Here is a 13,041-nt window from a genome sequence, read left to right on the forward strand (position 1 = left end):
GGGTACTGCGGTCCTGCGAGTGCCGCGTGTGCCGCGGCCGTTCCGGTGAGGCGGCTCAGCCCGTGGGCTGCCGCAGTACGGCGACCTCACGCGGCCCGAGCGTGAGCACGCCGTCGGCGTCGGCACCGCCGAGCAGGACGTCCCCGGCCAGGCCGCGCACGGGGACGGCCCGGTCGGTGCGGTTGACCAGGAACAGATAGCGGCTGCCCGCGTCGCGGCGCACGGTCAGCTCGACCGGCCCGCGGACGTCCTCGGGCAGTTCGCTCGTCACCCCGGCCGGCCCCAGCAGCCGCGGCAGCAGCGAGGTGAGCCCGTCGACACCGAGCCGGGTGGACACGTAGGCGGCCGAACCGCCGCCCGCGGGCCGCCGGGTGACGGCGGGGCGGCCGGCGTGCGCACCGGTGCGGTAGCGGGCCAGGACCTCCGTGTCGGGGGCCGTGACCGTGACGCGGTCGGTCCACAGGCCGCCGGTCGTCGCGTCGTCGAGTTCCACGGTGTCGCCGGCCGGCAGGGGCCCGAACTCCTCGACGCGGATGCCGAGCAGGTCGCGCAGGGCGCCGGGGTAGCCGCCGAGCCACACGTGGTCGTGCTCGTCGACGATCCCGGAGAAGTACGTGGTGATCAGGTGGCCGCCCTGTTCCGCGAACCGGGTGAGCGTCTTGGCGAGGTCGGCGGGGACCACGTGCAGGACGGGCGCGATCAGCACCTGGTGGCGGTGCAGGTCGGCCCGGGTGGTGACGAGGTCGGCGCGGACGCCGAGCGCGAGGAGCGCCGAGTACCAGTCGAGCGCCTCCTGGCGGTAGTCGAGCAGCGTGGTGGGGTGGGAGTCCTGCTCACTCGCCCACCACGACTCCCAGTCGTAGAGGATGCCGACCCGGGCGGGCTCCCGCTCGCTGCCCGCGACGGGCGCCAACGTACGCAGCGTCGCGCCGAGTTGCGTGACGGCGCGGAACACGTCGCTGTCCGGACCGGCGTGCGGGACCATCGCGGAGTGGTACTTCTCGGCGCCGGCCGCCGACTGCCGCCACTGGAAGAAGCACACCGCGTCGGCGCCGTGCGCGACGTGCAGCAGCGAGTCGCGGGCCAGGTCGCCGGGCCGCTTCGCGACGTTGACCGGCTGCCAGTTGACGGCGCTGGTGGAGTGCTCCATCAGGAACCAGGGCCGCCCGCCGGAGATGCCGCTCGTGAGGTTGGCGGAGAAGGACAGCTCGTCGCGGTCCTGCGGGCCCGGGTGGACGTAGTGGTCGTTGGAGACGAAGTCGATCTCGGCCGCCCAGTCCGGGTAGTTCATGCCCTTGGTGCCGCCCATCACCATGAAGTTGGTGGTGACGGGGACGCCGGGCGTGAGCTCCCGCAGGATCTCGCGTTCGGCCCGCAGATGGTCTTTCAGCGCGTCCGACGAGAAACGCTTGAAGTCCAGTTGCTGCGTGGGGTTGGGGTGCGAGGCGGCCAGCCGGGGCGGCAGGATCTGCTGCCAGTCGGTGTAGCGCTGCGACCAGAACGCCGTCCCCCAGGCGGAGTTGAGCGCGTCCAGCGTGCCGTAGCGGGCGCGCAGCCAGTCGCGGAAGGCGCGGGCGGCGTCGTCGGAGTAGTCGTAGACGTTGTGACAGCCCAGTTCGTTGTTGACGTGCCAGGCCACCAGCGCCGGGTGGCCGGCGTAGCGGTGCGCCAACTCCCGTACCAGGCGCAGGGCGTGGCGCCGGAAGACCGGCGACGTGGGGCGCCAGTGCTGGCGGGCCCCCGGCCACAGCGTCTCGCCGCGGGCGGTGACGGGGAGGATCTCCGGGTGGGCCGTGGTGAGCCAGGGCGGCGGGGAAGCGGTGGCCGTCGCCAGGTCGACACCGATGCCGCCCTCGTGCAGGAGGTCCATGACCTCGTCGAGCCAGCCGAAGTCCCAGGTGTCCTCGGCCGGTTGGAGGCGGGCCCAGGAGAAGATGCCCACCGACACGAGGTTCACGCCGGCCTCGCGCATCAGCCGGACGTCCTCCTCCCACACGGTGCGGGGCCACTGCTCGGGGTTGTAGTCGGCGCCGTAGACCAGGCGCGGGACGGCGTCACCGTCCGCCCCGCTCGGGCGGGACAGGAGGGTGGAGATCATGGTGGTCCTTCCGGGGTGGGGCACCGGGGCGGCACGGAGTGCCCGCGCCGCCCGGCGTGCTACTTCTCGACGGTGAAGCCCTGCTCGGTGCCGTACTTGACGGAGGCGTCCTGCCAGGCCTTCAGGCCGTCGCTCAGCGGAGTGCCCGACACGTAGGCCTTGCCGACGGTGTCGTTGAAGATCGAGTTGGCGTACACCTGGTACGGCAGGTACGACCAGTCGTCGGCGACGTTCGCGGCCGACTCGGCGAACACCTTGTTGGCCCGCTGACCGCCGAAGTACGGGAACTCCGCGTCCTGGAACGCCTTGGAGTTCAGTTGCGCGGTGGTCGCCGGGAAGGCGCCGCCCTTCACGCGGGTGTCGACGCCCTTGCCGGCGTTGGCGTACTGGAGGAAGGCGTAGGCCAGCGCCTCGTTCCCGCCGAGTTCGGGCAGGGTGAGGGCGCTGCCGCCGTTCTCCGCACTGGCGTTCGCGCCCGACTCCCACTGCGGCAGCGGCGCCACGCGCCAGTCACCTGCGGCGTTCTTCACCCCGGAGGCGAGGTTGGCCGGCATCCACGCGCCGATGGCCAGGGTCGCGATCGTGCCGTCGCCCAGGCCCTTGTACCACTCGTCGGACCAGCTGGTGACGGGCGCGATCAGCTTCTCGTCGATGAGCTTCTGCCAGGTGGCCGTGTACTTCTTCGCGCCCGCGTCGGAGAAGTCGACCTTCATCTTCGTGCCGTCGACGTCGTAGGGGCGGGAACCGGCCTGCCAGAGCATGCTGGTGGTGAAGCCGGCGTCACCGGTGTCGTTGGTGATGTACGCCTTCGGGTCGGCCTTGCGCAGGGCGCGGGCCGCGTCCACGTACGCGTCCCACGTGGTGGGCACCTCGATGCCGTGCTTGTCGAAGACCTTCTTGTTGTAGAAGAGGGCCATCGGTCCGGAGTCCATCGGCAGCCCGTAGACGCCCTCGCCGCCGGCCTTGACGCCGTTCCACGGACCGGGGGAGAACCTGTCGGCGAGCTTGTCGGCGCCGAAGCCCTTGAGGTCGGTGAGCTGCTCGGTCAGCGCGTACTGGCCCATGGCGTAGTACTCGACCTGTGCGACGTCCGGGACGCCCTTCTTGGCCGACATGGCGTTCTGCAGCGCCTTGTACTGGTCGTTGCCGGTGCCCGCGTTGACCAGGTTCACCTTGACGCCCGGGTGTTCCTTCTGGAAGTCGGCGGCGACCTGCTTGAGCGTGGGTTCCCACGCCCAGACGGTGATCGTTCCGCCCTTCTTCAGCGCGGCGTCGACGTCCGCCTCGGAGACCGCCTTCGGTCCCGAGCCCGAGTCGTCCGATCCGCCGCAGGCGGTGGCGCCCAGGGCGAGCGCGCAGACGAGGCCGATGCCGCGCAGCAGGCGGCGGGGGTGCTTGTGCATGGGGTGCTTCCACTTCTTCGTGGCCGAGAGCCTGACCGGTGAGGGCTTCAGGGGGAGGGACAACCGCCGGGTGACGGGGCCGTACGGGCGCCTGGGCACGACGGACGTGCCGCGCGGCCGTACGGATCGGGGGAGTGGCGCTACTCCTTGACGCTTCCCGCGGCGAGGCCGGACTGCCAGTACTTCTGGAGCAGCAGGAAGGCGGCGACGAGCGGGACGACGGTGATGAGGGAGCCGGTGACGACGAGGTGGAACACGGGCTGGCCACCGGCGGTCGCGGCCTGCGCGTTCCAGCTGTTCAGGCCGAGGGTGAGGGGATACCAGTCGGGATCCTTGATCATGATCAGCGGCAGGAAGTAGTTGTTCCAGGTCGCGACCATGGTGAAGAGGGAGACGGTGACGATGCCCGGCGCGAGCAGCGGCAGGGCGACCCGGAAGAAGGTGCGCACCTCGCCCGCGCCGTCGATGCGGGCGGCCTCCAGCAGTTCGGCCGGGATCGCCTCACTGGCGAACACCCACATCAGATAGAGGCCGAACGGGGAGATCAGCGACGGGATGATCACCGCCCACGGGGTGTTGGTGAGCCCCATGTTGCTGAACATCAGGAACGTCGGCACGGCCAGCGCGGTCCCGGGCACGGCCACGGCGCCGATCACGACGGCGAACACGACACGGCGGCCGGGGAAGTCGAACTTGGCGAGCGCGTAGCCGCCCAGCACGGCGAGGAAGGTGGCACCGCCCGCGCCGAGCACCACGTACAGGACGGTGTTGAGCAGCCAGCGCGTGAAGACGCCGTCGTCGTAGGTGAACGTCTCCGTGATGTTGGCCCACAGCGCGAAGTCCCCGTCGAACCACAGGCCGAACGAACGGGCCAGTCCCTGCTGGGTCTTGGTGGCGCTGAAGACCAGCCAGAGCAGCGGCACCAGGCTGTACAGCAGCACGAGACCGGTGAGCACGGTCAGCAGGATGCTGCGCCGGGGCCGGCCGGCGGACGGGCCGCGCCGGGGCGCGCGCAGCCGGGCCACGGACGGAGCGGTGCCGGCGGGGGAGGGCGCCGAACCCGCGGAGGCGGGGGTGACGGTACTGGTCATCGCTGCTTCACACTCCCTTGCGCATGCCGCGCAGCTGGACGACATAGGCGATGACCATGGTGATCAGCCCCATGACGATGGCGACCGTCGCGGAGTAGTTGTGCTGCTGGCCGGAGAAGGACAGCGAGTACGTGTAGTAGTTCGGGGTGTAGTCGGTGGTGATGGCGTTGGGTGCCAGCTTCTGAAGGACGCTGGGCTCGTTGAACAGCTGGAAACTGCCGATGACGGAGAAGATCGTGGCGATGACCAGCGCCCCGCGGATCGCGGGCAGTTTGATGGCGGTGATGACCCGGATCTGCCCGGCCCCGTCGATCTCGGCCGCCTCGTACAGGGAGTGCGGGACGACGCGCAGCGCCGAGTAGAAGATCAGCATGTTGTAGCCGACGAACTCCCAGGTGACGATGTTGCCGATGGAGGCCAGCACCAGGTCGGGGGAGAGCGGGTCGGGCAGCGACAGGCCGAAGGCGGTGTTGAGGTCGCCGACGAGGCCGAAGCGCGTGCCGTACATGAAGCCCCACATGAGGGTGGCGACCACGGCGGGCACCGCGTAGGGCAGGAAGATCGAGACGCGGAAGAAGTTCTTGCCGTAGAGGCGTCCGCTGTCCAGGGCGAGGGCCACCAGCAGGGCGATGCCGAGCATGACGGGGACCTGGACGCACAGGAAGAGCGAGACCCGGCCGAGTCCGGCCCAGAAGTTCTCGTCGCGCAGGGCCTGTTGGTAGTTCTCCAGGCCGACGAAGGCGGTGCCGCCGATGAGTTGGTCGCGGAACAGGCTCAAGTAGAGCGAGTACGCGATCGGGGCCAGGAACACCAGGGCGAACACGGCCACGAACGGCTCGATGAAGCCCCACCCCGTCCAGGAGCGGCGGTCCCCTCGCGCCGGGGGAGGGGCGGGCCGCGGTGCGGCGGCCGCCGGTGGTTGCAGCGTCGTCATGTCGTTCCTCGCTCGTCCAGGTTCTGGAACCGGTGACGCCGCCCTGACCTGCGCCGACGCCGCGCCACCCCGGGTGTTTGCGCAAACATTCGGCTCCGCGAAAACGTGGCGAGCTGTTATGTTTACGTAAACATCCGGTGGCGGCATGTCTACACTGCCCCGTTGACGACGGTCAAGGGTCCCCTGCGGAACAGCGCCCTGAGCAGCGACAGAGAGGTGGCGGACGGCGAGTGGACACGGCTGGGACGACATCGGCGAGCACGCCCGGCGGAACCGCGGACGGGACCGCCGCCGCAGCGGGCGCGCCCGACGGGGGAGCGGGCTCGCCCGGTGGCGCCGGACGCGGTCGCGGCCGGCCCCGCGGCAGCGGCCGCGGCACCGCCTCCATGGCCGACGTGGCCCGCCTCGCCGGTGTCTCCTCGCAGACCGTCTCGCGGGTCTCCAACGGCTACGCGGGTGTGAACGAGGAGACGCGCCGCCAGGTGCTCGCCGCGATGAAGGAACTCGGCTACCGGCCCAACAGCGCGGCCCGCGCCCTCAAACGCGGCGAGTTCCGCACCATCGGCGTCATCACCTTCTCCCTGTCCACCACGGGCAACGTCCGCACCCTGGAGGCGATCGCCACCTCGGCGGCGCACGAGGGGTACGCGGTGACGCTGCTGCCGGTCGCCATACCGACCCAGGACGAGGTGCGGGGGGCGTTCTCCCGGCTGGAGGAACTGGCCGTCGACGCGGTCATCGTCATCATGGAGGTCCACCTCCTGGACGCGGCCACGGTCCGGCTGCCGCCCCACGTCCAGGTCGTGGTCGTCGACTCCGACGCCGGCGACCACTACACCGTCGTCGACACCGACCAGGCCGGCGGCAGCCGCGCCGCCGTGCGGCACCTGCTCGGCCTCGGCCACGGCACCGTCTGGCACCTCGGCGGCCCCGAGGGCTCCTTCGCCGCGCAGCGCCGCACCGACGCCTGGCGTGCCGCCCTGGAGGAGGCCGGCCGCACGCCGCCGCCGCTCGTCCGCGGCGACTGGTCCGCCGAGTCCGGCTACCGCGCGGGCCTCGAACTCGCGGCCCGCGACGACTGCACCGCCGTCTTCGCCGCCAACGACCAGATGGCGCTCGGGCTGCTGCGCGCCTTCCACGAGCGGGGGCGGCGCGTCCCCGAGGACGTCAGCGTCATCGGCTTCGACGACATCCCCGAGTCGGCGTCCTTCCTGCCGCCGCTCACCACGGTCCACCAGGACTTCGCGGAGGTCGGACGGCTCTGCGTCCAGGCGGTGCTGCGCAAGATGCGCCAGGAGGGCCCCGAACACGGCACGACGCTCGTGCCGACCCGCCTGGTGACGCGGGCGAGCACGGCACCGCCGCCGGACGGGGCCGGGCGCGGCGGCCGTTGAGGCGTGGGGCGACCGTCCGAGGCGCCGGGCTGCTCAGGGCAGGCCCCGCAGAGCCTCGCCGACGAGGGCCACGCCCTCGGTGATGTCGGTCGGTGTGCTCGCCGCGTAGCCGAGGACCAGGCCGGGGCGGGACGGGTGCTGCGCGTGCCAGGAGAGGGGCTGTGTCTTCACGCCTCGCGTGAGCGCGGCCGCGGCGAGGTCGGTGTCGGCGACGTCGCGGTCGAAGGTGACCGTCAGGTGCAGGCCGGCCGCCGCGCCGTGCACCACGGCGTGCGGAAGGTGGGCCCCGATCGCGTCGACCATGGCGTCCCGGCGACGGCGGTGGCGTACGCGCACCTGTCGCAACTGGCGTTCCACGTCACCGGATTCCATGAACCGGGCCAGCACGTGCTGGGGCAGCGCCGCGTTGCCCAGGTCGGCGAACCGCTTGGCGGCGACGAGGGCGTCCCGGTACTTCGGCGGCGCCAGCACCCAGCCGATGCGCAGGGCCGGGGCGAGCAACTTGGACACGCTCCCGGCGTAGCACACGTGCTCGGGCAGCACGGAGCGCAGGGCCGGGACCGGCGGCCGGTCGTAACGGTGCTCGGCGTCGTAGTCGTCCTCGACGATCAGCCCGTCGTTCTCCGTTGCCCAGCGCATCAGTGCACGGCGCCGGGCACCGCTGAGCACCACTCCGGTCGGGAACTGGTGCGCGGGAGTCAGCAGGACCGCCGGGACCGGCATGTCGCGCAGGACGTCGACGCGCGCGCCCTCGGAGTCGACCGGGACCGGCGGCGTGTCCAGCCCCTGGTCGCGCAGGTGCTGGCGGGCGCCGAGTGAGCCCGGGTCCTCCACGGCCACCGCCGCCGTCCCGGCGTCTCGCAGCACGCGCCCGAGCAGGGTGAGCGTCTGCGCGGTGCCGGCCACGACGAGGACGTCGTCGGGGTCCGCCCTGATCGCGCGGTTGCGGGCGAGCCAGGCGGCGATCGCCCGGCGCAGCGCCGGTGCCCCGCGCGGGTCCGAGTAGCCCAGGTCGGACGCGGGGAGGGTCGCGAGGACGGCGCGTTCGGCGCGCAGCCACGCCGCCCGGGGAAACGCGGCGAGGTCGGGGACGCCCGGCGACAGATCGATCCGGGCGGGAGCGTCGCGCATCATGTCGAAGACGTCCGCACCCGGTGCCGCGCCGAACAGCGCGCCCGGCGGCGTCGGCCCGACGGGCGCGCTCCGGGGCGCGTGCGGCGGCACGGCCGGCCCCGTCGTCACGGCCGGTGCGGCGACGACGACCGTCCCGTTGCGGCCGCGGCCCGCCACGTGCCCGTCCTCCGTGAGCCGCCGGTACGCCTCCGTGACCACCCCGCGCGACACCCGCAGCTCCGCGGCCAGGACCCGGGTGGCGGGCAGCCTGCTCCCCACCGGGAGGCGGTGGTCCGCTATCGCGACCCGGAGCCGCTCGGCCAGCCAGTCGGAGCGCCGGCCCGGCGGCGCGTCGTCGATGTTCAGCTGGAGGAAGTCGGACCCGGCTACTATGGACCGGTCGGGCGGGGGCGGATTGGACCTGTTCACCGGGCCATAGTGGCAGCAGGCTGAGCGCATGGACACAGTGAAGGCATCCCCCGGGGCGGGCGTGACCGCTCGTTACGTGCACGGATACTCGCCGCGGGAGGCGACCCGGCTCGGCGACCAGGCCGACACCTTGGCGGCGTTGTTGCACGCGGGCACGGCCTACCCCGCCGACAGCCGGGTGCTGGAGGCCGGTTGCGGAGTCGGCGCCCAGACCGTCCACCTGGCCCGGTCCAGCCCCGGTGCGCACATCACCGCGGTCGACCGCTCCCGGGACTCCCTCGCGCAGGCCCGCGCCCGCGTCACGTCCCAGGCGCCTGACGCGGACGTGGCGTGGTGCCACGCCGACCTCTTCGAACTCCCCTTCGCGGACGCCGAGTTCGACCACGTCTTCGTCTGCTTCGTCCTGGAGCACCTGCCGGACCCCGGTCGGGCGCTGACCGCGCTGCGGCGCGTGCTGCGGCCCGGGGGGACCATCACCGTGATCGAAGGGGACCACGGATCGGCGTTGTTCCACCCGGCCAGCGCGTACGCCGACGCCACGATCGAACGCCAGGTCCGACTCCAGGCCGCGGCGGGCGGAAACGCGCTCATCGGCCGCCAACTCCAGCCCCTGCTGGCGCGCGCCGGATACGACGACGTCGTGGTGCGCCCCCGCACGGTGTACGCCGACCGCACCCGGCCCGCCCTGGTCGACGGCTTCACCCGCAACACGTTCATCGCCATGGTCGCGTCGGTGCGGGACGAGGTGCTGGCCGCCGGACTCATGAGCGCCGGGGACTGGGACCGGGGGATCTCCGACCTGAACCGCACGGCGGAGGCCGACGGGACCTTCCACTACACCTTCTTCAAGGCCGTCGCCGTGCATCCCGGCAGGCCGTCCTGAGCGCACCCGTTCCCGGGCCGACCCCTCCCCGGGCGCGACACCTCCTGCGCCCACCACTGCCCTCCTGTGACACCCCTGTGACCGGAGGAGTGGCTTCCGCCACAGCTGCCCGGGGCGGGGTCTGGTGTGGTGACCGCATGCCTGCCCCCACCCCCACCCCGCCGGACCGGCGAACCAATGGTGCCGCCCGCCCATGGGAGGGGACGAGGCCATGATTCTGCTGGGCCTCGCCATCTCCGCCCTCTGCGCCTTCGGAGCGCTGATCGCCGCGGGGTCCGTCGTGTCGATCCTGCTGCCGGGCCGACCGGAGCCCTGGCCGCTGCATCTGCTGCACCGCGCGGCGGGCCTGGCCGCCACCGCCGCAGCGGCCGTCTACTCCCTGGGCTTCTTCGGCGTCGTGGCCTCCGAGCAGGAGGTCGGCGACGGCGCGAACTCGGTACCGGCCCCGGCCTGCCGCGACGGCTTCGACCCGGCCACCGTCCAGGGCCTCTCGCACCACCGCGCCTCGTACCTCCCCCTGCGCTTCGACTGCGTCCGCGACGACGGCACCGTCTACTCCAGCGACCCCGACTACGTGTGGATGACCTGGACGTCCCTGTCCCTCGCTCTGGCGGCGGCGCTGCTCGCCATCGGCGCGGGGTGGATGACGGAGATGCGGGCCAGGAAGGCCGCACGGACAGCCTGAAGCACCTCCCCGGACGGCATGAAACACCTCGCCGGACAGCTGAAATATCCTGCCGCGATGGGACTCGACCTCCACCTGATCATGGCCGACTGGGAGCGGCTGCGGGACTTTCCCGTCGAGGACCGCCGCTCGGCACTGGACGAGGCGGTCTGGCCACCGGACGTCGACGACGAGTACTACGGCGGCCCGCTCGCCGGGTGGGTGTGGCCCCCGGGGGACGGCCCGGCGTGGTGCGCCGAGTACCACTTCGCCTGCACCACCGGTGCCTACTGGCCGCATGCCCGCGCGTGCGCCGCCTGGGACGACATGCGCGGGCAGGCCGACGCGTCGCTGCGTGAGGTGATGGACGGTTTCCTGAACGGTCTGATCCGGCACGACGATCCGGACTCCGACCCGGCGCTCACCGGTGCCGGGGGATTCTTCCCGCCCGTCACCGACCTCGGGCGGTCGCCCGCGCTTCTCCTCTGCCCGCCCGAGACCGCGCCCGCGAAGGTCCACGCCTGGCAGCAGGCGGCGCCCCGCCTGGAGGAGCTGCGCGGGCCGTTCGCGGCGGAGTGCGCGGGCTGGGCCGGACGCCCCGACACCTTCGAGGAGTTCACCACGCTCCTGTGCGAATGGGGCGACGTCCTGGTGGAGACCGCCCGCAGAGGCTGGGGCCTGGTCGGACTGCCGTAACGCAACTCCGGTGGCCCGGTGGCCCGGTGAGCGGAACCAGCCGCCCGATCAGCGCGCCGCGAGCAGATGTGCCGCGGTGCTCAGGCCGAGGCCGCAGGACAGGACGGCGCAGGCGCAGACGGCGTGCCGCTTGAGCAGGACGCGGCGCAGGGCCGTGTACCGGGTCTCGTACTCCAGGCGCAGCTCCGCGGCCCGTTCGGCGGTCTCGTGGAGCATGCGGCGGGTGAGGGCGAGGCGGTGGCGGACGTAGTGGTGGGTGAGGTCCTCCGCCTGACCACTCGTCAGCCACGGCAGGCGCGCGCACAGATCCTGGGCCTCACGACGCGCCTGCTCGTGGTGCGCCCGTGCCATGAGGTGACCCTCGGCCTCCGCGAGCAGCGCCGCGACATCGCCGGCGTCCAAAGGCCGCCGCGACCCCTTCCTCACGACCGGTCGCTCTCGTGGCCGGCCGCGTCGACGACGTCCCGTTTCCCGACGTTCTCCTTCTCGTCGAGCTCGGCCATGTACGGGTGGTGCAGGTCGAACGAAGGCGACTCGGAGCGGATCCTCGGCAGGGTCACGAAGTTGTGGCGGGGCGGCGGGCACGAGGTGGCCCACTCCAGTGAACGCCCGTATCCCCAGGGGTCGTCGACCGTGACCCGTTCGCCCAGCCGCGCGGTCTTCCAGACGTTGTAGAGGAACGGGAACGTGGACAGGCCCAGGAGGAAGGCGCCGATGGAGGAAACGGTGTTGAGGGCGGTGAAGCCGTCGGCCGCCAGATAGTCGGCGTAGCGGCGCGGCATGCCCTCGACACCGAGCCAGTGCTGCACGAGGAACGTCATGTGGAAGCCGACGAAGAGCGTCCAGAAGTGCACCTTCTCGAGGCGCGTGTCCAGCATCGTGCCGGTCATCTTCGGCCACCAGAAGCTGAATCCGCCGAACATCGCGAAGACGATCGTGCCGAACAGCACGTAGTGGAAGTGCGCGATGACGAAATAGCTGTCGGTGACGTGGAAGTCCATCGGAGGCGAGGCGAGGATGACGCCGGTCAGACCGCCGAAGAGGAAGGTGACGAGGAAGCCCGCCGCCCACAGCATCGGCGGCTCGAACGACAACGACCCCTTCCACATCGTGCCGATCCAGTTGAAGAACTTCACGCCCGTCGGGATCGCGATGAGGAAACTCATGAACGAGAAGAACGGCAACAACACGGCACCCGTGGCGAACATGTGGTGGGCCCACACGGTCACGGAGAGACCGGTGATGGCGATGGTGGCGCCGATCAGACCGACGTACCCGAAGATCGGTCTGCGGGAGAACACCGGGATGATCTCGCTGATCACCCCGAAGAACGGCAGGGCCAGGATGTACACCTCGGGATGACCGAAGAACCAGAACAGGTGCTGCCACAGGATCGCCCCGCCGTTCTCCGGTGCGAAGACGTGCGAGCCGAAGCGCCTGTCCGACTCCAGCACCAGCAGGGCGGCCGCGAGGACGGGGAAGGCGAGCAGCACCAGTACCGACGTGAGCAGGACGTTCCACGTGAAGATCGGCATCCGGAACATCGTCATGCCGGGGGCCCGCATGCAGATGATGGTCGTGATGAAGTTGACCGAGCCGAGGATCGTGCCGAACCCGGACAGCGCGAGACCCATGATCCACAGGTCACCGCCGACGTACCCGGACCGGATCGGCCCGCTCAGCGGCGTGTACGCGGTCCATCCGAAGTCCGCCGCACCCTGCGGGGTGAGGAAACTCCCCAGCACGATCAGGCCCCCGAAGAGGAACAGCCAGTAGGAGAACATGTTCAGCCGGGGGAAGGCGACGTCGGGCGAACCGATCTGCAGCGGCATGACCGCGTTGGCGAACCCGGCGAAGGTCGGGGTGGCGAACAGCAGCAGCATGATCGTGCCGTGCATCGTGAACGACTGGTTGTACTGCTCGTTGGAGATGAACTGCAGCCCCGGACGGGCCAGCTCCGCGCGGATCACCATGGCCAGCGCCCCGGCGATCAGGAAGAAGCCGAACGACGTGATGAGGTAGAGGTGGCCGATCTTCTTGTGGTCCGTGGTGGTCAGCCAGGAGACGATCACCTTGCCCCGGCCCCGGCGCCCCTCGGCGGCCGGTACCGGGGAGATCGGTTCAGTCGTGTGTGTCGCCATCGGACCCCTCGATCGGCAGCGGGCGGTGCGCGGACTTCGGGAGCGGGGGGGGGCGAACGCCCCGGCCGTCCCTCGCCGTGCGGTCAGTGCGTGACCGGCCCAGCGGAAACTAGTCCGCACGGCCCGCCGACGGGGCCCGACGTGGACCGTCACTCGGCCGAATGACCAACGAGTCCATCCGATCGGGTCACTTCA

General features: G+C 71.5%; 11 protein-coding genes. 4 read left to right on the plus strand and 7 right to left on the minus strand.

The features are described 5' to 3' along the window. Positions 1–55: 55 nt before the first annotated feature. The 4 genes from ACZ7D7_RS22415 to ACZ7D7_RS22430 form a co-directional block, all read right to left on the minus strand. Positions 56–2,098: a beta-galactosidase gene (locus tag ACZ7D7_RS22415; RefSeq protein WP_470826429.1), complete on the minus strand. Its 2,043-nt coding sequence runs from the start codon at positions 2,096–2,098 to the stop codon at positions 56–58. Positions 2,099–2,157: 59 nt separating this feature from the next. Beyond that, positions 2,158–3,501, minus strand: a complete 1,344-nt coding sequence (locus tag ACZ7D7_RS22420; protein ID WP_470826430.1) for an ABC transporter substrate-binding protein — start codon at positions 3,499–3,501, stop codon at positions 2,158–2,160. 140 nt (positions 3,502–3,641) lie between these two features. After that, complete coding sequence (locus tag ACZ7D7_RS22425) at positions 3,642–4,592, minus strand: carbohydrate ABC transporter permease (RefSeq protein WP_470826432.1); 951 nt, start codon at positions 4,590–4,592, stop codon at positions 3,642–3,644. 7 nt (positions 4,593–4,599) lie between these two features. Then, on the minus strand, positions 4,600–5,526 hold the full coding sequence (locus ACZ7D7_RS22430; protein WP_470826434.1) for a carbohydrate ABC transporter permease: 927 nt from the start codon (positions 5,524–5,526) through the stop codon (positions 4,600–4,602). 386 nt (positions 5,527–5,912) lie between these two features. Here ACZ7D7_RS22430 and ACZ7D7_RS22435 point away from each other — a divergent pair, with 386 nt between their 5' ends. Then, positions 5,913–6,920, plus strand: coding sequence for a LacI family DNA-binding transcriptional regulator (locus tag ACZ7D7_RS22435; RefSeq protein WP_470826652.1), 1,008 nt, complete (start codon positions 5,913–5,915; stop codon positions 6,918–6,920). A 33-nt stretch (positions 6,921–6,953) separates the two neighbouring features. On the opposite strand, the gene pdxR is transcribed toward ACZ7D7_RS22435, so the two are convergent. After that, entirely contained in the window at positions 6,954–8,462 is a 1,509-nt protein-coding gene (pdxR, locus tag ACZ7D7_RS22440) for a MocR-like pyridoxine biosynthesis transcription factor PdxR (protein ID WP_470826436.1), read from the minus strand. Between the two features lie 28 nt (positions 8,463–8,490). On the opposite strand from pdxR, the gene ACZ7D7_RS22445 reads away from it, so the two are divergent. The 3 genes from ACZ7D7_RS22445 (at position 8,491) to ACZ7D7_RS22455 (ending at position 10,705) form a co-directional block, all read left to right on the plus strand. Then, positions 8,491–9,345: a methyltransferase domain-containing protein gene (locus ACZ7D7_RS22445; protein WP_470826437.1), complete on the plus strand. Its 855-nt coding sequence runs from the start codon at positions 8,491–8,493 to the stop codon at positions 9,343–9,345. Positions 9,346–9,538: 193 nt separating this feature from the next. Beyond that, on the plus strand, positions 9,539–10,030 hold the full coding sequence (locus ACZ7D7_RS22450; RefSeq protein WP_470826439.1) for a hypothetical protein: 492 nt from the start codon (positions 9,539–9,541) through the stop codon (positions 10,028–10,030). 57 nt (positions 10,031–10,087) lie between these two features. Then, positions 10,088–10,705: a hypothetical protein gene (locus ACZ7D7_RS22455; protein ID WP_470826440.1), complete on the plus strand. Its 618-nt coding sequence runs from the start codon at positions 10,088–10,090 to the stop codon at positions 10,703–10,705. A gap of 48 nt (positions 10,706–10,753) precedes the next feature. On the opposite strand, the gene ACZ7D7_RS22460 is transcribed toward ACZ7D7_RS22455, so the two are convergent. Further along, positions 10,754–11,107, minus strand: coding sequence for a hypothetical protein (locus ACZ7D7_RS22460; RefSeq protein ID WP_470826442.1), 354 nt, complete (start codon positions 11,105–11,107; stop codon positions 10,754–10,756). Positions 11,108–11,127: 20 nt separating this feature from the next. Next, entirely contained in the window at positions 11,128–12,846 is a 1,719-nt protein-coding gene (ctaD, locus tag ACZ7D7_RS22465; RefSeq protein ID WP_470826443.1) for an aa3-type cytochrome oxidase subunit I, read from the minus strand. Positions 12,847–13,041: the final 195 nt, after the last annotated feature.

The organism is Streptomyces sp. NPDC037054 (genome assembly GCF_055606745.1).